The sequence below is a fragment of the Pseudomonas sp. MH10 genome (assembly GCF_034353045.1).
GTDB lineage: Bacteria > Pseudomonadota > Gammaproteobacteria > Pseudomonadales > Pseudomonadaceae > Aquipseudomonas.
The window spans coordinates 2566178-2585883 of record NZ_CP133783.1 but is presented as its reverse complement, the minus strand read 5'-3'; the positions used below and the strand labels follow the sequence as shown (position 1 = coordinate 2585883).

The 19706-nt window shown below is 57.1% G+C and carries 14 protein-coding genes; 2 read left to right on the top strand and 12 right to left on the bottom strand.

Going from position 1 to position 19706, the window contains the following annotated elements; translation table 11 throughout:
- Nucleotides 1-9 precede the first annotated feature (9 nt).
- The 12 genes from RHM59_RS11535 to yaaA form a co-directional block, all read right to left on the bottom strand.
- Complete coding sequence (locus tag RHM59_RS11535) at nt 10-693, bottom strand: alginate O-acetyltransferase AlgF (RefSeq protein ID WP_322167822.1); 684 nt, start codon at nt 691-693, stop codon at nt 10-12.
- A 12-nt stretch (nt 694-705) separates the two neighbouring features.
- On the bottom strand, nt 706-1881 hold the full coding sequence (locus RHM59_RS11530) for an alginate O-acetyltransferase (RefSeq protein WP_322167823.1): 1176 nt from the start codon (nt 1879-1881) through the stop codon (nt 706-708).
- Between the two features lie 10 nt (nt 1882-1891).
- Nucleotides 1892-3424 (bottom strand): MBOAT family protein, encoded by a 1533-nt coding sequence (locus RHM59_RS11525; protein ID WP_322167824.1) that lies wholly within the window; start codon nt 3422-3424, stop codon nt 1892-1894.
- Nucleotides 3425-3700: 276 nt separating this feature from the next.
- Nucleotides 3701-4834, bottom strand: a complete 1134-nt coding sequence (locus tag RHM59_RS11520) for a mannuronate-specific alginate lyase (protein WP_322286585.1) — start codon at nt 4832-4834, stop codon at nt 3701-3703.
- 8 nt (nt 4835-4842) lie between these two features.
- The gene (locus RHM59_RS11515) at nt 4843-6300 is read right to left on the bottom strand and encodes an alginate O-acetyltransferase (protein ID WP_322286584.1); all 1458 of its coding nucleotides are present in this window, start codon (nt 6298-6300) and stop codon (nt 4843-4845) included.
- Nucleotides 6301-6310: 10 nt separating this feature from the next.
- Entirely contained in the window at nt 6311-7888 is a 1578-nt protein-coding gene (gene algG / locus RHM59_RS11510) for a mannuronan 5-epimerase AlgG (RefSeq protein ID WP_322286583.1), read from the bottom strand.
- A gap of 25 nt (nt 7889-7913) precedes the next feature.
- Entirely contained in the window at nt 7914-9386 is a 1473-nt protein-coding gene (locus RHM59_RS11505; RefSeq protein ID WP_322167828.1) for an alginate export family protein, read from the bottom strand.
- A complete protein-coding gene (gene algK, locus RHM59_RS11500) occupies nt 9383-10798 on the bottom strand; it encodes an alginate biosynthesis TPR repeat lipoprotein AlgK (RefSeq protein WP_322167829.1) in 1416 nt (471 codons plus the stop codon). The genes RHM59_RS11505 and algK overlap by 4 nt, the downstream gene beginning before the upstream one ends.
- Before the next feature lie 2 nt (nt 10799-10800).
- Nucleotides 10801-11973, bottom strand: a complete 1173-nt coding sequence (locus RHM59_RS11495) for a PilZ domain-containing protein (RefSeq protein WP_322286582.1) — start codon at nt 11971-11973, stop codon at nt 10801-10803.
- 40 nt (nt 11974-12013) lie between these two features.
- Nucleotides 12014-13498 carry a mannuronan synthase gene (gene alg8 / locus RHM59_RS11490; RefSeq protein ID WP_322170756.1) on the bottom strand — a complete coding sequence of 495 codons (1485 nt, stop codon included), beginning with the start codon at nt 13496-13498 and terminating at the stop codon, nt 12014-12016.
- A gap of 108 nt (nt 13499-13606) precedes the next feature.
- Nucleotides 13607-14923, bottom strand: a complete 1317-nt coding sequence (locus tag RHM59_RS11485; protein WP_322167831.1) for a UDP-glucose/GDP-mannose dehydrogenase family protein — start codon at nt 14921-14923, stop codon at nt 13607-13609.
- Nucleotides 14924-15637: 714 nt separating this feature from the next.
- Nucleotides 15638-16417 (bottom strand): peroxide stress protein YaaA, encoded by a 780-nt coding sequence (gene yaaA / locus RHM59_RS11480; protein WP_322167832.1) that lies wholly within the window; start codon nt 16415-16417, stop codon nt 15638-15640.
- Nucleotides 16418-16664: 247 nt separating this feature from the next.
- Here yaaA and RHM59_RS11475 point away from each other — a divergent pair, with 247 nt between their 5' ends.
- Nucleotides 16665-17789, top strand: a complete 1125-nt coding sequence (locus RHM59_RS11475; RefSeq protein ID WP_322167833.1) for a polysaccharide deacetylase family protein — start codon at nt 16665-16667, stop codon at nt 17787-17789.
- 349 nt (nt 17790-18138) lie between these two features.
- A complete protein-coding gene (locus RHM59_RS11470; protein WP_322167834.1) occupies nt 18139-19533 on the top strand; it encodes a PhoH family protein in 1395 nt (464 codons plus the stop codon).
- The last annotated feature ends 173 nt before the right edge of the window (nt 19534-19706 follow it).

Below are 19706 nucleotides of genomic sequence, written 5' to 3'. Positions count from 1 at the left end.
TGAATATCATTAGCGGCTAGCGACGGGCGGTTTGACCCACACCGGTGACAAGTCACTGCCGGTTCCGGTGACATACAGCACGGCGGCTTCACCACGCTCCAGGGCAACCGGTTTCAGGTCGCTGACTTTCTTGTCGCCTTGGTACAGCGCCAGGCTGACTTTCACCGGGTTAATCTCGCGATCGCCACGGCCTTTTGCGGCGACGGCGGTGACCACATCGGTCTTGCCATCAGCGGTTTTCAGGGTCAGCGGCTTGTCACTGAGGTTCTGCACCCGAACCAAGGATTTCTGTTTGTTCTTGAACGGCGGCTCTTCCACCAATTGCGGTGTGCCACTGGTGTTGCTGACCAGGGTGTAATAGTGGTCGCTGGCCAATTTCACCGGTACGGTCTGGCTGCCGACTTTGGCGCTGTAATCGCCTTGGGGCATGAAGCTGAACGCGCTGCTGGACAGCGGGGCTACTTCGCTCATGGCGGTGTTGCCGACGCTGGCGCTGACTTCGGCATTGCTGGCGTTGTAGACCCGAATAAAGGTCGAGCCTTTTGGTGCGGTCGGACCGTACAGCGCAGAGTCGCCACCGGCGAAAGCTTGCGCCGATAACAGGCTGATACCGGCGACCAGTGCGCAGGATTTCAGCAGACGTTTGGTCGACGTGGTTGTAGCAAAACGTAGCGCAGTTGTTTGCAGGATCATGATGAGTTCCTCTCAGTTTTGTGCCCGGTGGGGCGACTCGGCGTTGTTGGCGGTGAGTGCCAGATTTTGTTGGGGATCACGGGCCTTTTTCAGCTCAGCGATCCACTGCGGATCGAACTCGCCAAGGTCGTTATGGGCAGGCAGGTAACGCTCCGGGAATTCCCAGATCAGGACTTGGGGCGGGCTGTTTTTAAAGGCATCGGTTTGCAGATACTTGAGCATCGGCAAGATCGGGCCATGGCCGTCTTCGGCGTAATTGACCACGTCGCTGTGCAGCGCTTGTTTCAACGCGCCGAGGAAATTCCAGTTTGGGTTGGCGCTGTAGCTGGTACCGACCAAGACCACCGGAACATCGGTGCTGGCGAACAATTCATCGTCGCTGGACGTTTGAGTGGGCACGGGATTGGTGCTGCGTTGCTGCAGGTCATCGGGCGTGGGCAGCAGGTCACTGAACAGTGGGTCCAGCGGTAAGAAAGTAGTCAAGTCGCCTTTGTAGGGCGCGGTTTCTTTGGTTTCGGTAATGAAGCGTTCCGGCTCACCGCTTAACGGTGTGTCAGCGGCAATGGTTGCGCCTAGACGTTGCGCAACCACCTCGGCGCCCATGGGGGTCCAATGGGTGTCGGTGCGCAGGAACACGGGCCCGGTTTGTTTCGCGGTCTGCAAGGGTTGCAACAGATCCGGCGCGAGAATCCCGGCCTGAGCCACTTGACTATGAAACTGCTGATACAGATCGGTGTGCAGCGCGGCCGGGTAGTTGGCGCCCAAGTGCTCCGGGTACAAGCGGGTTTTTGCCGGAACGATCGCCAACACCAGTTGCGTGCCCTGTTTTTTCAACGCATCGCGCACGCCTTGAATCAGCGCCAGATTGTCCGCCTCGTTCTGCGCGCCGTTGGCCACTGGGTTGAATTCTTCATCGCTGTACAGCCATTGATCACTGCCCAGCACCACGCCGGGACGGCCTTCGTTGAACAGCTTGAAATCCAGCGCTGCCCAGAGGTTGGTGCCCAGACGCTTGATCGGAAACTGACCGTCGTAATGGACCTCGGCGGCTTTGGTCCAGCGACCGTTGAGCACAGTGGTCTCAGCGGAGGTCGAGAAGCTGGCAAAGCTGCGCAGCGACCAAGCCCCCAGCGCCAGCAAGATGCCGAGAAACAGGGCGATGTAGAGGATACGAAATGATCGGGTCATGGCCGGCACCTCAAAACTGGAAGTAGAGGAACGGCGAGAAACTCTGCGCCGAAAGTTTGAGGATCGAGGCCACGAACATCAGCAACACCGCACCGCGCATGGCATAACGCGGCCAATCAGCGACCCAGAACGCGGGTTGCACTTGGGCGTCGGTGCCAACGGTGAACCCTGGCAGGTGAATGTCGTTGGGCTGGTCGCCGGGCACCGCTTTGATCAGTCCCGGTTGCATCGAGGCTTTTTCGGGTTTGGTTCGGTTGGCGTAAAAATCTCTCAGGCCGAAGAAGGCCAAGGTCATGTAGGCCACCCCCAGCGTTGCCATCTGTAAGCCGGTGACGCTGGCGCGGTTGAGTTCCGACAGGTGCCAGTCACCGAAGCCGAACATCGCGCCGTACATCCGTGCGGCAACGTGAAGGTTTTCCGAGCGGAAAATCACCCAGCCCATGATCACCAGCAAGAAGGTCAGTGCCCAACGGATGGGATTGAAGGTGCGTGCGGACGTGTTGAGGCCCAGCGCTTTTTCAATGGCCAACCACATGCCGTGCCACGCGCCCCAAACGATGTAGGTGATGTTGGCGCCGTGCCACAGACCACCAAGCAGCATGGTCAGAAACAGGTTGCGGTAGGTGGTTATGGTGCCGCCCCGGTTGCCGCCGAGGGTGATGTACAAGTAGTCGCGCAGCCAGGTGGACAAGCTGATGTGCCAGCGGCGCCAGAACTCGGTGATCGACTGGCTTACGTAGGGCTGCTTGAAGTTTTCCATGAATCGGAAACCCATCATCAAGCCCAAACCAATGGCCATGTCGCTGTAGCCGGAGAAGTCGAAATACAGCTGCGCGGTGTAGGCCAACGCACCGAGCCAGGCATCGCCAGTGGTGGGGTGGAGCAGGGCGAAACTGTGATCTGCGACCACCGCCAGGGTATCGGCGATGAACACTTTCTTGATGAAGCCCTGCATGAAGCGCGTGGCGCCCTCGGAGAATTTATCGAGGGTATGGGTGCGGTTATTGAACTGGTCCGCCAAGTCGCGAAAGCGCAATACCGGGCCGGCAATCAGGTGCGGAAAGATCGCGACGAAGGCGGCGAAATCGATCAGGTTGCGGGTGGCCGGGGTGTCGCCACGGTAGACGTCAATGATGTAGCTGATGGATTCGAAGATGTAGAACGAGATCCCGATGGGCAGCAACACGTGGGTCAGGATGAACGGCTCAAGCCCCAACGAGGTCATGAGTGCGTTGATGCTCTCGACGCCGAAGTTGGCGTATTTGAAGTAGCCCAAGATGCCTAGGTCTACTACCACTCCGGCTAGCAGCCAGCGTTGCGCCGGTTTGGTTCGAACGCCCGCGGCGCCGACTTTGAGGCCGATCCAGTAATTCCACAGCGTCACGCCGACGAACAAGGCGAGGAAGTCCACTCGCCACCAGGCATAAAACGCGTAGCTGGCAATCAGCAGCAGCAAGTTGCGATAGCGTAATCCGCTCAAGTAATACAAACCGAGGAACACCGGCAAGAACAAGAACAGGAACACGTTGGATGAGAACACCATCTCAAACCCCTCCGTTGGTCCAACAGTAAGGAGCGCAAAGCCCCCCCAAACCCCCCATAAAAAAATGGGGGGTATTGCGTATCAACGCATAAACCGAGGCGCACCCTTCGCAGGCAAGCCTGCTCCCACAGAACCTTGGTTAACCTAGGTTTTGTGCCTGACACATAACCTGTGGGACTAGGCAAGCTGCTCCCACAGAACTTTGGTTAACTCAGGTTTTGTGCCTGACACATAACCCGTGGGAGCAGGCTTGCCTGCGAAAGCGTCCGTCCGGATTTACGTACCTTTGTTGCCTTTCTCATGCGCCGGGTCGTACACCCTTGTGACATCGCCGCCCAACCGGAACGCTTTGAACGGTTCCATCGCATGTTTGCGGTCCAGCACGTCCGGGGCGCAGGTGTAGAGCGAGCAGTAGGGTTCTAGCCACGAGAATTTGCTGTCGACCTTCAGGTCAGTCATGTCCTGCTCTTCGCCGCTGCGTTGGGCGAAGCTGCTGTTGTCTTTCACGCCGTTGAGTACCCGATCACCCAGGCGCTGCAATGCGCCGTTGTTTTCCGGGCGCAGGTCGACGCCGTTGGCTTGGGCGAAACTGGCGATCATGGCCAGCGGTGGCAGGGCGTAGTTGTGGTACGCCAAGGCGCGCTGTTTACGCTTGACCTCATTGGGCAAGAAGCCGTCTTTGTCGATCTGATTGGCGGCAACCCGGAATTCTTTCACCGACCAGTCAAACAGGTCGCGGCGGTTAGTCACGATCGAGGTGGCCATCACCGACCACGCGGCCCAGTAGGTATGGTTGTTGTTCTTGTCCAACGGCAAGTTGTCCCAATCGCTGACCACTTGATCCGCCAATTTGCTGAACCAGGCTTCGATGATTTTCTCTTGCTCCGGGTGCGCGGCCATTGGCTGCGAGCTGGAGAACTTCAAGTGCAAGTAAGACGACGACATGCTGCCCAACGCCCATTTGCGCATGGACTTGCCGGTATGGTTGAACTCCGTGGATTCCAGCGCACCGGCATTGGCCCAGGTGGTCAACAGCGTCAGGGCGCAATCGAGCTGTTCCGGGCGACCGTCACGCATGTACTGCATGACGATTTTTGCCGTGTCGCGTTCGATTTTGGTGATGTCGTGAGTGCCGTCTTTGAAGGCTTTGTCCGAATCGGCGTTGAAGGTCGAACGCGATTTGTCCGAACCTTCGTACTTACTGCGAAACACCAGCTTGTCTGTGTACGGTTTGGGCATCGCATCACAACTAAACGAGCCGCTGCCGCTTTTGGCTTTTTCGATGCCGGCCATATAACCCTGGGGTGGCATCAGCGATTGGGCTGCCGAAGCCGCGTCGGTGGCAGCCAACAGGGCCGCGCCGAGCAGTGCCGGTAGCATCAGTTTTCGAGTCAGTTTTCCAGTGTGCATAAAAGACCTCATAACCCGGCTTGCGCAGTGGATTGCACGCGCCCTGGGAACACATTGCGTTTGCAGATTTTCGCTTCGACTTGCTGTGGCGCAGCACCCGCTTGCGGGCCCTGTACCTCTACAGCGAGCAATTGCTGGTCAGCCCAGTCCTTGTCGTCGCGCAGTTCGAAGGCGAAGCGCCCGTCGGTATCGGATGTCGTCGGTTTTTCGATTTTCAGGTCTTCGTGCCGGCCATTCATGTACCAAAGCCGGGCGTGCAAGTCCTTCACCGAGGTGTCGGCGAATTTGATATCGACCTGATTACTGCCGTTGCGTACGTCCTTGATTCCGTTGGTGCCATTGACCAGTAACTCATTGGCGCCGGTTTTCAGGGTGGTGCTGGTGGTCATGATGGCGGTCTTGCCTTCACAGCCGTTGCCCAGCATCGACATCATTTGCCGGTAGATCGTCTCTTGGTCGAGGCGGTACAGCGGCGAGAATTCCCAGATCAGGATTTTCGGCGGCTTTTTCTGGAAGTCGTCGCTGCCCAGGTATTGCAACATCGAGCCTTCCAGACCGCCGCCGGGGAAGGCCACGTTGAGAATATCGGCACCGATGTACTCTTCGAGAAAACCGGAGAAGTTGTAGTTTTTGCCGCTGTGGCTGGTGCCGACCAGGGTAATTTCCGGGTTGCCGGCGTCGCCGAACAAATCGCCATCCGCGGCTTCGCCTTTAGGCTCGGTGACGAATTGGTCCATGTACTGAATCGCGTAACTGGTGCCGCACAACTGCCCGGCCATGTTGTGCAGGGTGCCGGTTTTACCCATGCGCCCGGACAAATGACTTTCGAACTCGCGGCGCGGAATGCCGGCGAATTCCGGTACTTTTTTCACCGTTTCAGCGACGATTTTCGCCGTGCGCTGAGCACCATAAGGCGTCCAGTGCTGGTCGCCCCGGAAGTAGAAATCGTGGGCCTGTTGCTCATTGGTCAAGGGCGACAAGTCCGGCACCCAATAGCCCATGGCGCTGAACCGACCGAGCATTGCCTGGTAGTTTTTCAGGGCTTTTTCATAGTCGAATTTGTCGCGTTCGGCGGGGAACAATTTGTTGCGATCCACCAGGCCGCGGGTTGGCTGATAAACCACCACCAGCTCGACGCCTTTGCTCTTGAACGCGTCGTGCAGTTCTTTCATCCGGCGGTAGCCTTGCGGTGTGGTGTCGAACTCGGTACGTAAATCTTCCTGGGTCCGAAACAACCAGTCACCTTGAGCCTGCACCAGCGTGGTGAAGTTCTGCTGATAGCGGGTGGTGTAGTTTTTTGCGTCCAAGGCTTGGGGGCACAGGTTGCAGCAGGTGTCGGCGGTGAACGTCGGGGCGTGCGTATCGTCGGCCTGGGCACCGCCCGAGGCCGCCAGCAATGCAGCGGCGAAACCGGAAAGGCCCAAGAGCCGAGGTAGCTTGAATAACGTGATCAACTGAGCGTGCATAGGTTCTTCCTCAATCCCGGAGTTCGGTTTGGCGTTCGACCGGGTCGATCAACACGGCTTTTTTCTGGCGGACCATCAGGTCGAGAATTTCGTCCTGACGTTCACCGAGAATGTCGTTGAAGCTGATGCCGCTGGTTTTGGTCGGGGCGAGCATAGAGACCCGATACAGCTCAACGCTCAGCGGCGATGCAATGGACAGCGGGCCTGAACCGTTGGCCGCGAGTTCGCCGCCCACCACAATCAGCGACACCTTGGTATCAAAGGGGTCGAGGTCGATGTCGCGGTCGGTATCGCTCAGGTCTTTGATGTGCCCATAGACACCCATCAAACCGTTGGCCATGGCGATGTTTTCGTATAGCCGGATGTTCACGCTGTTGCGCACCCGAATTCCGTGGCGGCGATTTTTGATCACGCGGTTGCCCCACAGCAGGTTGTCGCCGCTCTCGTACAAGGTGATGCCGTCGGTGTGGTTCTGGTAAATCTCGTTATATGCGATCAGGTTGTTGATGCTGTTACGGTCGATCACCAGTCCCGACAGGTTGTTGTCGTAGCTGCGGTTATTGAAGATGAAGCTGTCGTTGACCTCACGGGAAATAATGATCCCGTGCTTTTTGTGGGTGCCGTACACCGTATTGTCGGCAATGATCAGCCCATGGGAGCGGTCGTGGGGGTCAATCCCATAAACGATGTTGTCGCGGTAGGTGTTGCCCTTGATCACCACGTCCCGGGCTTCGTAGCAGTAGAAGCCGTACCACATGTCCGAGAACTCCGAGCCGATGATCCAGCCGGTCGGTTGTGCACGCTTCATGACGGCAGCCATGTTCGGCGTGTATTGGGAAATACTCACCCCGTACGACTTGCTGTTGTTGTAGCCCAAGCTGCTGACCTTGGTGTTGACGATGTAAGTCTCGGTGCCGCCCCAGGACAGCAAGAACGGCCGAAATTCGGTCGGCGTACGAAACGTCGCCGGGCCGTTGTCCGCTTCGCGCCAGCCGGTGATTTTGGTGTCATGGGCAAACAACATGCCGTCGTTGATCAAGAACGCGCCGGACTCTTGAGACAGGTGCAATTGGCGGGTCTTGCCGTCGATCTCAAGAATGCCTTTGTGCCCCACCACGATGGGTAACTTGGCGAGAAACACTCCGGGGGAGGTTTCGCTGAAATACTGCTTGGGCAAACTTTTGGTCAGATCACGCAGGTTCACGTAGCCGTCTTCGATAAAGATCGCCTGGGGAATGCCGTGCTGGCGGGCGACCCATTCCTCCATCTTGTTATCGCCGCCGATGAAGTCCTTGAGCGCGTCCTGCTCCATCATTCGCCGGACTTTGACCTTGCCGATTTTGCTGCGGACGATTTTTTTCGCCACGGCTTCGGCGGTGTAGCCGGTGAGGCTGGGCAGTTTCGGCTTGGCCAATTCCAGCGGGCCAATGGGCGCATCGGTCACCGTGTAAGTTTTGGCCTGTAGCAATTCCTTGACCTGTTTCAGCGGTGCCGCTGCGGGTTCGTCGGCAGCAAAGGCGGCTGCACTGCTCAGCAGTAACGCGCTGACGAGCAGGCCTATGGCGCTTTTGGTATGGACATTATTCATCGCATCGCTCCCTTCGCGGCTTGCATCAGAAGCGCCAGATGACGTCGATAAAGGCGCGGTGCATGTACGAATCCACGCCGCTGCCATAGGCGTCGCCCGGTTTGAACACGCCACCGCGCAAACGCACCAGTGCTGACGGTTCGTTGATGGACTGGCTAAGCCCGGCAGGCAACAGGCCCTGTTTGAAATACTTGGTGACCACCAGGTCCATTTCCTGTCCAAGGTCTTTTCGGCCATCCATCAGCGGCAGCGAGGTGCTTGATTCCACGCCACCTTGAGCGTCGTAGGTGTTGTCGACGGCGTCGATGCCGTCGCTGCCGACGGGCTTATTGCCGTCCACTCGCCAGAACTTGTGGTAGATCAGGCTGGCGTCATATTCGTCGCGCAACATCCAGGAGCCGAATAAGGTGGCGCTTTGAATGTTGTTCATTTCGCCACGAAACGCTTCACCGAAACGATGGACTCGTGCCTGAGTGCCGGTGAAGGTGGAGCGGTTACTTTGCAGACCGTTTTGTTCGTAGTCGCCACTGGCGCGGGCATAGGCCGCACCGACTTGCCAGTTCGGGTCCAGACGCAGACGCAAGCCCAAGTCGGTGGCCCAACCGTTGACGTCGCCGCTGCGTTTGTCGCCGGCGGTTACCACGCCGTTTTCAGTGTGTGGACTGATGGAATCACGGTCGCCGGTGAGCCCGGTCAGGCTGGCCCAATAGTTGACGGTGTTGGTGTTACGGGCGTTGTAAGCGTCGCTGTTGGCTTCGATGCCGAGCCAGGTCAAATCGCCGTTTTCGGTCTTGTCCAACGAGTCAGTCTGATCAAGGCCGGTCTTCAGTTTGCCGTCATCGTGGGTGTGATGAACCCGCAAGCCAGCCCATTGCCCCGGCATCCATTGGGTGGAAATGTCGCCATAGACATGCAGCCGATCCTTGTCTCTGGGCGACAGCTCGCTGATGTCGGTGCGGTACTCGCTGAAGCGTTCTGCCGCGCCTAGGTGGGCGCGTAACAAGGTGGTGTCGAAGTTCCAGTTCACGGCTTCGATGTTGGTGTCGCGCCACATGCCGTCGTCGTTGCGCAGGCGTTGACGACCCAGGCGCAGTTGCTCGCCCGGATACGGTGTGAAGCCTTTGTAGCCGATCCAGAACTCGCGCAAGGCCAAATAGCTCTTGTCCGGTTTACGCTTATCGCTGCTGTTGTCGGCGTCGTCGGTTTTTTGCAGGGTGTCGGTTTCGATAATGTCGGTCGAGGTCACGGCCTGACCCATGACGTAACCGCTCCAATCACCGCGCTCGCCGTAGGCCCAAGGGCGAAGGTCGAGACCGAGGCCGTTAACATCGCCGCCGCCTCGGGTACCTAAGTCGCGGTCGTCTTCGGACTGGCCGGTGACTTTAACTTCGAGGCCGAAGTTCTTGGTTTCAGTCATGTCGGCGGCCAAGGCAGACGTGGCCGAGAGCAGAGAGATACTCAGGCCCAATCCAGCGGTCATCCAGGAATTCAACTTCATAGGGCTTCCTCGCCATCTACTTGCTGCAATGCACTCAGGGCGCGTGCGTTCTGAGTGGTCGTGCCGCGCAGTTGTTGCTCTTGTTGCAACAGGCGTTGCGCGTCGGCGTGTTGTGCAGGCGGTAGTTGTTCGTTGAGTTGCTGAGCGAGATCGGTGGCTTCGGGTGTGCCTTGGGCCAGCGCCAATTGGCTGAACACGTAGGCATTGAGCAGATTTGGCTGGGTGCCACGGCCTTGGGAAAACAGCTGCGCTAGCGCGTAGTCGGCGCTGTTTTGGCCTCCGCGTGCGGCGATCAGCAATTGGTCGACGGCTTTTTGCGGATCGACTTTGCCGACGTATCCACGGCGATAGATCTGGCCCAAGTAATAGTGCGCGGCGACTTCGCTGCCCTCGGCTTTTTTCAGGTGGGCTTCGGCGACTTTGGCGTCTGGCAACACCCATTTGCCTTCGTAATACAGCTTGCCCAACAGCAGTTCGGCGCGGGGTTGATCCGCCGCCCGACCGTTGTTCAGGTATTCCATCATCTTGTTTACGTCGCCCAGTTCGGGGAAGTCATAAAGCAGTTTTGCCAAGGTCACCCAGGAAATCGGATAACCCGGCGCCACGCCTTCCAACAGGCGTTGCGCGGTTTTTTCGTCGGGCTTGCCCAGGTCGGCATCGCTCAATACGCGGGCCACGCCATCGACCCGTTGCGAGGACACTTTGCCAGTGGCGTGCGCCGCTTCCAGTTGCACGATTAAGGCGGTCTGTTGCTCGACCTGTGCGCGCTTTTGGTAAACAGTGGCCAGTTCGACGTAGCAAATATCGGTGGCGATCAGTGCGGCTTTGCACAGGCGTTCGACGTCATCGAGGTGTTGGTCGTAGGTGTTCTGGGTGCGATAGAGCAGCACTTGCGCCAGGTTGGCTTCCGGGTAACGCGCTGCCGTCCACTGATCGATTTTTTTCTGCGCGTTAACGTTGGGGAAACTTTGCGGGAATTGCAGGTAGAGCATTGCCAGTGGAATCAAGGTGCCGCCTTCGCCCGTAGCAAAGGCTTTTTTCAGCAGGCCTTCGGCTTCATGGTGCTCGGCTTCGGTCGCATCAGGACGCGCCACCAACAACCGACCCAATCGCGCTTGGGCCCGTGGCGAGGTATCAGCCGCCGCGCGGTAAGTGGCCTCGGCCAACTTGAGTTGTTCCGGGTCGTGGGTTTCCACCTGAATATCGGCCAGCCCCACTTGGGCATCGCTATAACCCAGGTCGGCCAGTTGCCGATAATTCTGGGTCGCCAAAGCGGTGTCACCGCGTTTGAGCGCTTCATTGGCCAAGCGCTGATCGGGCAGGTTGATACAACCGCTGAGGCCAATCGCGACCGCCAGGCCCAGCATCGTCGGGGTCGACAGGGTTTTTAGCGGACTTAGAGGGCGGGCCATGATCAGAGACCTGCTGCCGTGGCTTTGTCGATCAGCCAGTTCAACGACGGACCATGGTCGCTGGTGACTTCCACCGGGCGGCCGGACAAAGTGCTGCTCAGGGCTTCATCCGGCTTGATCCGCACGCGGATGTCGGTGGACAAGTCGACGCTGCTCAAGTTGGCGCTGCTGATGATCTTGCCGCCGCGAAGGGTATCGTCGCCAGCCACTTGGAAGTTCACGCGAGCGCCGGGACGTACGTCGGCGAATTGGCGATAGGTGAAACGCGCTTCGATGTCGGCTTGGGTGTTGCGTGGCACGAGTTGGAAAATCACCGCGCCTTTGCCGGCGAACTGGCCATCCGGGATCAGTTGCTTGGCGACCACGCAATCACACGGGCTGGTCAAGGTGCCGCTGAGCTGGCGGGCGAACAGCTCTTCGATTTTTGCCGGTTGCAGCTCAGTGTCTGCCAAATGGTCTTTGAGCATTTCCAGCATGCTGGTATTGAACGAGGCGAGCGGGGCACCTTTGGCCACCACTCCGTCGATGCCTATCAAGCTTTGCACGGTGCCTTCTCGGGGCATCGTCACGTCAAGGCTGGCAACGCTGACCACGCCAGCCGTTGCATGGCTGACGAAGTACAAACCGTAGACCGACTTGAAGATGAAACCGAACGCGACCAGACCGACGACGAAAATGCCGGCGCTGAAGGTCACGGCTCTGACTCGTGCAAAGGCCGACATGCCGCCGCCGCTGCCTTTTTGCTTGCGCGCCTTGGTGAAGTTATCGCGCTGCAAGGTAGCAAGCACTTCGCCCATGGTCACGATGTCGCCGCTCAAGTGCGAGGTGATCAAGTGGCGCAGCGTGGCGATGTCTTGCTGTTCCAGGTTCTGGAATTGGCAGCCGACGCGGCCGGTCACGGCGTCCACCGAACGGACTTGCAATTCAATGTCCATGGCCAGGCCAAGGTTGTCGACCAGGAATTGCAAACGCCCTTTGATGACGTCGCCAATGCAGGGTTTCTGATGGTGGGGCGCGAGGTAACTCAAGCCGCCGGCAGACAGATCTTCAACCCGTACCAGCGGTGCATTGGGCTGCCCGTTGAGCAAGCGCAGCTTCGCGGGAATTTTGATCCGGGCGTGCTGGCGCTGGGCTTCTGATTCGTGCACAACATTGGCATTCACGGCGGTATTCATGGCGTAGCTCCTACTAAATTGATTTGATCCATCGGCCCGCTCACACCATCCCCAGCAGCACCGCAACGAACACGCTGCCAGCCGAGAACGTCATGGTTCGGGACGACCATGTATTGAACCAACGTTGAAAGCTGGCCAGGTCGCGAGTGAGTTTGGTGTCCTGGCGGGTCCAGGACTGTTGATCCAGGCGGAAGAACACGTAGATCTTCACCAGCGCGCCGACGATCTGGTTGTAATAGAGAATCACTGGGTAGGCAGGGCCGATCCGGTGGCCAGTGCAGGACAGCAGCAGGGTCAAAATCAAGCGGGTCAGGCCAATCCACAGCAGATAAACCAGGATGAACGTCACGCCGTATTTGCAGCTGGCAATCACGGCGACGGTCAGGCCAAGAATCGAGGTCCACATCGATACCCGCTGGTCGAACAGCACCACGCTGGTGAACCACCCGAGGCGTCGTACCCCCAGGCCCAAGGCCCGTGAGTTCTGACGCAAATTGTTGCCGTACCAGCGAAACATCAGTTTGCGGCTGGCTTTGAGGAAGCTCTTTTCCGGTGGGTGCTCAACCGTATTGATCGCCGCATCCGGCACGTAGAAAGTGTCGTAGCCCAGACGCATCAGGCTGAACCAACTGGACTTGTCATCGCCGGTAAGAAACTTGAAGGTGCCCAGGCGCCAATGCTCCAGGGAGTCGCTTTCGACGTCAGCAATGAAATCCGGGTTGGTCACCACTTCAGCGCGGAACACCGACATCCGACCGGTCATGGTCAGCACGCGCTTGGAGAGGGCCATGGAACACATGTTGAGGTGGCGCTGAGCGAAGCGCAGTTTGTGCCACTGGGCCATGATGTAGCCGCCGCGCACTTCGCAAAATTCATTGGTGGTCAGGCCGCCGACGTTGCCGAACAGCTGGAACCAGGGCACGGTTTTACGCACCACACCGGGGCTGAGCACGGTGTCACCATCGATCACCGCAACTACGGCGCGGGCATCGGGCAAGTGCCGGGAAATCGCCCGGAAGCCGAAGGCCAGTCCGTCACGTTTGCCGGTACCGGCGATGCGCACGAAGTCCAGTTTCACGTGCTCTGGCGGGTTGAGCCTGGCCCACATGCTCTTGACCAATAGCTCGTCGGACATTTCCACCAACGAACACACCACGGTGGTCGGGTAACCGCAGTCAATGGCTTCCTGAATCACCGAGCGGTACACCTGCGCGGTGGTCAGGGCGTCAATTCGAAAGCTGGTAACCATCAGGAACACATGGGACGGGTCGCCCGCTGCGCCCAACGTACGAACTTTGCGGCGCAAGTGCGGATAAACCACGTACAGAAACAACATGCCGCGCACAAAGTGCGTGGCACCCATGGAGTAGCGCCAGATGCCGACAAAGCCAATCAAGAACAGGAAGTCCTTCGACTGTGGGTCGAAGATACTGGTGGGCAATGCCAGTGCGATGCCCATCAATAAACTGAGATAGAACAGCCAACCGGCAGCCTGAAGGAGCCCGTGCTTTAGCGTGTGCATAATCTGCATCCGTATCGGGAATGGTAAGAGCGAACCGTGGTTCTGTAGGCGCCAACGTGTTGGCGAAGCAATCTAAAGCTCGCCAACACGTTGGCTCCTACAGGTTTGTCGTTACCAGCAAATCCCTTCGATGCGGCCACTTTCGCTGGTGGCGTTGGTCATGAAACCCACCAGGTCGATGACCTGTTTGCCTGCGGGGGCTTTGTCGGCCAAGGCGCGGAACCTCTCATCGCGGTTGCCCAGAATGATCACGTCGGAATGGTTGATCACGTCTTCGAAGTTTGAGTTGAGCAAGGACGAGACGTGGGGGATCTTCGACTCGATGTATTCCTTGTTCGCGCCGTGCATACGGGCGTATTCGACATTGGTGTCGTAGATGCTCAGGTCGTAACCCTTGCCGATCAACATCTCCGCCAAGTCAACCAGCGGGCTTTCACGCAGGTCGTCGGTGCCGGCTTTGAAGCTCAAGCCAAGCAGGGCGATTTTGCGTTTGTCGTGGCTGGTGATGATGTCGAAGGCGTTTTGCACCTGGGAAACGTTGCTGCGCATCAGCGAGTTGAGCAGGGGCGCTTCAACGTCCAACGAACCTGCACGGTAGGTCAGGGCGCGCACGTCTTTGGGCAGGCAAGAGCCACCGAAGGCGAAGCCGGGACGCATGTAGTACTGGGAGAGGTTGAGGGTTTTGTCTTGGCAGACCACTTCCATCACTTCCCTGCCATCGACGCCGACCGCTTTGGCGATGTTGCCGATTTCGTTGGCGAAGGTCACTTTGGTGGCGTGCCAGACGTTGCAGGTGTACTTGATCATCTCGGCAACAGCGATGTCCTTGCGGATGATCGGCGCGTCGAGTTCCTCGTACAGGGTTTGCAGCACATCACCAGACGCGGTGTCGAACTCGCCGATGACGGTCATGGGCGGTTGATCGTAGTCTTTGATCGCTGTGCTTTCGCGCAGGAATTCAGGGTTTACCGCCACGCCAAAGTCGATGCCGGCTTTCTTGCCGGAACAGTCTTCGAGGATCGGAATAACGACGTTGGCGACGGTGCCGGGCAACACGGTGCTGCGCACGACAATGGTGTGGCGAGTGGTTTTATCACGCAGGACAAAACCAATTTCACGGCAGACGGATTCGATGTAATCGAGCTCCAAATCGCCATTTTTCTTGCTCGGTGTACCCACACAAATCATCGATAGATCAGTGTCGCGAATAGCAGCAGCAAAATCAGTAGTGCCTCTTAGTTTTCCGGTCTTAATCCCTAGTGCCAGCAGTTCTTCCAGTCCAGGTTCAACTATGGGCGAGTGGCCATTGTTAATCAGATCAATCTTGGCGCTTGAAATATCCACCCCAACTACATCGTGACCGCGGGCAGACAGGCAGCCGGCACATACCGCGCCGACATAGCCTAAACCAAAGATGCTAATACGCATCGTAATCTCCTTGTTCATTCACGCCATAATTGGCTGGTAAGTAGGTGTCCAGCAGAAATCATCCGCTCAGCAGTGAGCGGCTATAGAAGTCGCGCTGTTGAACGTCGGCATTTTTCAAAGTGTGAGTGCCCGCAAAGGCTGACTCAAGAATACGTAAAACGGGCGAAAACGGCCTGTATTCAGGCTCTTACCCATTTAGAGAGGTGCTTCTCCCGTTCTTTGGCGTGACGGGGAATGCGCGTGTCTCCTGATGCTATCCATCGACTACGATAACGCTGCTTAGAAAGGATAACTTAACTTCCTTGATCGTCCCGCCGCTGTGTAAGAGAAGACTTACGTCGCAGACAATAATTGTTACGGAAGGTAAGAGCTTATAAGTTATATATTAGTTCCTGAGCGGGTTCAGCTATTTCTGCCCAGTGGCAGTGTGCCAAGTGCGCGAAGTAGAGCCTGCGCAATGATGGCCTTTTTAGTTTAAGCCTTAGTTAGCGGGTAGTTGGGACTAAAGGATGTTTATAGGCCACTACTTAAAATGAGGTGTGAGGCGAGGGCGAAATAAGTCATAAATAATGTTGTGCAGCTTAGAGTCTTTAAATTTAGGTTGTTTTATTGGCGTCAAATAGTCGGCACGCTTTAGGCTCGGATTGGCCTATTGGCGCGTATCGCGGTCCATCGCGCTCCCACGCTTAAATATCGATGTGCTTGCCAGGCGTGTCACTCGGTAGGTGTGTCCCGTAGAAATACCAATGTGTCGGTTTTCGAGTGGGCTGGGCTGTAGTGATAGCCGTGGGCATCAAATTGCTTGAGTGCTTCGGGGGTATTGATCTGCTCCTTGATCACAAACCGGCTCATCATGCCCCGGGCTTTCTTGGCGTAGAAGCTGATGATTTTGTACTGGCCGTTCTTCAGGTCACGGAATTGGGTATTGATGATTCGCGCGTTGAGTGCCGAGCGTTTCACCGCCGAGAAGTACTCGTTGGACGCCAGGTTGAGCAGCAGGTCATCGCCTTGTTCGAGTAACGCCTGGTTTAACCATTCACTGATCTGTGTACCCCAGAACGCATACAGGTCTTTGCCGCGAGCGTTGGCCAGTTTGGTGCCCATCTCCAGCCGATACGGTTGCATCAGGTCCAGTGGACGCAACAGACCATACAGACCCGAGAGCATCCGCAGATGGTCTTGGGCGTAAGTGAAATCCGCATCGGTGAAATTTTCTGCCTGCAGCCCGGTGTAGACATCACCTTTGAACGCCAGCAACGCCTGCTTGGCGTTTTCAGGGGTGAAGTCAGGTGTCCAACTGCCAAAGCGGGCGGCATTAAGGCCGGAGAGCTTGTCTGACAGGTGCATCAAATCGGCGATTTGCGCGGGGGCCAACTCACGCAGTTGGACGATCAGTTCTTGAGAGTGGTCCAGGTACTGCGGCTGGGTGAAGCGCTTCGTGACCGAAGGTGTCTCGAAGTCGAGGGTTTTAGCCGGGGAAATCACCATCAGCATAAAGTTGTCTCCTGTAATCGTGGGCGCGATTCTAGGGGGTGATGAGGGTGGACTCCAGTGGCACCTATCAAGCGGGAGCGAATTTATTCGCGAAGCCGGCCGCGCGGTCAACCGGATACACCGCGCCGTTCCTTTCGCGAATGAATTCGCTCCCATAGGGGTTTGGGATTTACCCGTTGTCTGTGGCGCGAACTCATTCACGAAGGCAGGTTATAGTGCGCCGCGAGCTATTTCTGGGGATCTGATTGTGCGCATTGTTTTTTTTATTTCGGCCTGTCTGTTCTGGCTCAACGCCCACGCCGCTGGCCCGGTGCCGCTGGCGACGATTAACCGCAGCTTTTGGCCGGAACAATTGACCACCCCAGCGTTGTTTGATGTCGCGTCGCGTGCCGAAATCCTGGCGTTTGCCCATGCGTTGATTGCCAGTGAAGCCCAAGATGAAGCCGCTCTCAAGGTGCGACTGGGTCTGAGGAAGATCAACATGGTGTCGCTGAACCTGATCCGCCAGCGCTTTTGGACGCGATTGTTGGAGAACTATCAATTTGCCCAACGAAGCTGCGAAGAAGACGCTTCGTTCTGTGTGTTAGTTGATGACATGGAGACGCTGCGTGAACAAGCCACCAAGTTTGTGATCGCCGATGACTCGTTCTACGCCGCCTGGGATCTCCCCAGTCATGCTTTTCAAGAGCGTTACCTGACCGAGTTGCTGCACATGGCAGCGCTGTTTCCGCTGACCAGCAGCGAGATCGAACGCTATAACTCCGACGAACTGACCGGCGATGAACTTGGGGATCGCACGTTCCTGCTCAGCTTCAACAGCGGCCCGACCGTGGTCGATGGGACGACCGACTGGCTGACTGATTACCTGCGTCAGCGCAAACTCAATGCCACGTTCTTCGTGCTGGGGAAAACCTTCCAGACACGCCAAAACGAAACTTCGGCGGCCGATGTGCAGGCGTTGTACAAACAACAATGTGTGGGATCCGAGGGGTGGCAATACCGTTCGCACAGCCAATGGGTCGATTGGCAAAGCTCGGTGACGCGCAGCGCGGTGTTGTTACAGCAGGCGCTGCCAGACGATTACATACCTTTGTTCCGGCCGCCCTATGGCCAACGTCGTGCCGACAGCGCCGAGTTCTTCCGTGCTCAGGGTTTGAAGGTGTCGTTGTGGAATATCGATTCAGAAGACTGGAGCCGTGAGATCACGGCCGATCAGACGGGTCAGCGGGTGCTGACGTTGATGTTGCTATGGCGGCGCGGGGTGATCGTGTTCCATGACACCAACAACAAAATCGAAACCGCATTGCCGTGGTTGCTCGCCAACACCGCACAAAGTGGACTCCAATGGCAGGATTGCCACGGTTATCCCTGAGAGGTCCGCTGGACAAGGCGTGCAATCCATTTGAGTGGAACGCGAAAGAGGGTTTTTTGCGGTCATTCGGGTCAGGCGGACTTCGGACTTTAACGGTGCTTGAGGGTCCCGCCAAGGGCTATTCGTCACACCGCAAAATAAACTTCAAAAAAGTGTCAAAGAGCTTCTTACTGTCATGCCTTTTGCGGTATTACCACTGTAGATCGCCGAAACCTGCAACACAGGTGGCGTCATCCCAGACCCATCTTGAGCATGTCTCCTCTGTCCGAAGAGGAGAGTTCGGCGGCCTTACCGTGGCGCAGCACTGTGTGGTATTGCGTCGCTTGGCTCCTAAAAAAGGTGAGCGAGTATGGATGATCACGGACGCACCCCTTCCTCTAACCAGCCAATCATGTACGTGCTTGATACCAACGTATTGATCCATGATCCAAACGCTTTGCTGAATTTCGAAGAACACCACGTCACCATCCCCATGACCGTTCTTGAAGAGCTGGACAAGCTCAAGGCGGGCAAACACTCCGTCGCTGCCGAATGCCGTCAAGCCATTCGACTGATCGACAAAACATTAGGCGGCGCAACACCAGAGGAGGTTGAGTTAGGCGTACCGATTGATCGCGGCACCGGTATCTGCAAAGGCTTTCTATCGATTCTCATGAACAAGCGTCATGAGCCCAATAGCCTGTTACCTGAGCATCTGAACGACAACATCATCATCAACCAATTGATCGACCTGCATGCGCGCGACAAGGATTTGCGCCTGGTGCTGGTGACCAAGGACATCAACATGCGCCTCAAGGCGCGGGCGTGTGGGATCGCCTCGGAGGACTACAGCACTGATCAACTGGTCGACGACGTTTCCATGTTGTCGCGTGGATATCACACCATGACGGGCTCATTTTGGGACCGCGTCAGCAAGGTTGAAACCCGGCAAGATCACGGGCGCACTTGGCACCGCGTGCAGCTCACCGATAATCTTCCTGCGGTCCACATCAACGAGTTCATCATTGATGCACAAGGTTTTGTGGGCTGGATCAAAGGCATCAAAGCCGATGAATTGCTGATTCTGGACATGCACCAAGAACCCTTGCTGCATCAAGAAGCCTGGGGCCTCAAACCGCGCGACATCTATCAGGGCCTGGCACTGTTTGCGCTGCTTGATCCGGACATTCACTTGGTCAACCTGTCGGGCGCGGCCGGTTCCGGTAAAACCATTCTCGCGTTGGCCGCAGCTATCGAGCAAACCATGGTCAGTAAGCGCTATCGCCGCATCATCGCGACCCGTAGCGTGCAAGGGCTGGATCAGGAGATCGGTTTCCTGCCGGGCACCGAAGCCGAGAAAATGGAGCCTTGGCTGGGCGCCATCACCGACAACCTTGAAGCGCTGCACATGGATGACGAAAACACCCATGGCAGTGTCGACTACATCCTCAGCAAAGTGCCGTTGCAATTCAAATCCCTTAACTACATCCGAGGCCGCAGTTTCCAGCAAAGCCTGATCCTGATCGACGAATGCCAGAACCTGACCCCGCACCAGATGAAAACCATCATCACCCGTGCCGGTGCCGGTTCCAAAGTGGTGTGCCTAGGCAACCTGGCGCAAATCGATACGCCTTACCTGTCGGCCACCAGTTCTGGCCTTACTTACCTGACGGAGCGTTTCAAAGACTTCCCTAATGGGGTGCATATTTCTCTGCAAGGCGTGCCACGCTCGATCCTGGCCGAATACGCGGAGAGTCATTTGTAAGAACGTTTGCTGGCAATGGAGGACCCCTGTGGGAGCGAATTCATTCGCGAAAGCGGCTTATCAGGCGCAAAAGAGGTATCGCCTGCACCGCCGTATTCGCGGATGAATCCGCTCCCACAGGTTTGTTAGCGTACCCCATTTTAGGTTTACACTCCCCGCTCCTGCTCAGGAGT

Bases quoted from the DNA above. Each gene is read 5' to 3' on its own strand.
- RHM59_RS11495 (WP_322286582.1), bottom strand. From the start codon at position 11,973: ATGAATACCGCCGTGAATGCCAATGTTGTGCACGAATCAGAAGCCCAG.
- RHM59_RS11505 (WP_322167828.1), bottom strand. From the start codon at position 9,386: ATGAAGTTGAATTCCTGGATGACCGCTGGATTGGGCCTGAGTATCTCT.
- algG (WP_322286583.1), bottom strand. From the start codon at position 7,888: ATGAATAATGTCCATACCAAAAGCGCCATAGGCCTGCTCGTCAGCGCG.
- RHM59_RS11470 (WP_322167834.1), top strand. From the start codon at position 18,139: ATGGATGATCACGGACGCACCCCTTCCTCTAACCAGCCAATCATGTAC.
- RHM59_RS11525 (WP_322167824.1), bottom strand. From the start codon at position 3,424: ATGGTGTTCTCATCCAACGTGTTCCTGTTCTTGTTCTTGCCGGTGTTC.
- RHM59_RS11530 (WP_322167823.1), bottom strand. From the start codon at position 1,881: ATGACCCGATCATTTCGTATCCTCTACATCGCCCTGTTTCTCGGCATC.
- algK (WP_322167829.1), bottom strand. From the start codon at position 10,798: ATGGCCCGCCCTCTAAGTCCGCTAAAAACCCTGTCGACCCCGACGATG.
- RHM59_RS11535 (WP_322167822.1), bottom strand. From the start codon at position 693: ATGATCCTGCAAACAACTGCGCTACGTTTTGCTACAACCACGTCGACC.
- RHM59_RS11485 (WP_322167831.1), bottom strand. From the start codon at position 14,923: ATGCGTATTAGCATCTTTGGTTTAGGCTATGTCGGCGCGGTATGTGCC.
- RHM59_RS11515 (WP_322286584.1), bottom strand. From the start codon at position 6,300: ATGCACGCTCAGTTGATCACGTTATTCAAGCTACCTCGGCTCTTGGGC.
- yaaA (WP_322167832.1), bottom strand. From the start codon at position 16,417: ATGCTGATGGTGATTTCCCCGGCTAAAACCCTCGACTTCGAGACACCT.
- RHM59_RS11520 (WP_322286585.1), bottom strand. From the start codon at position 4,834: ATGCACACTGGAAAACTGACTCGAAAACTGATGCTACCGGCACTGCTC.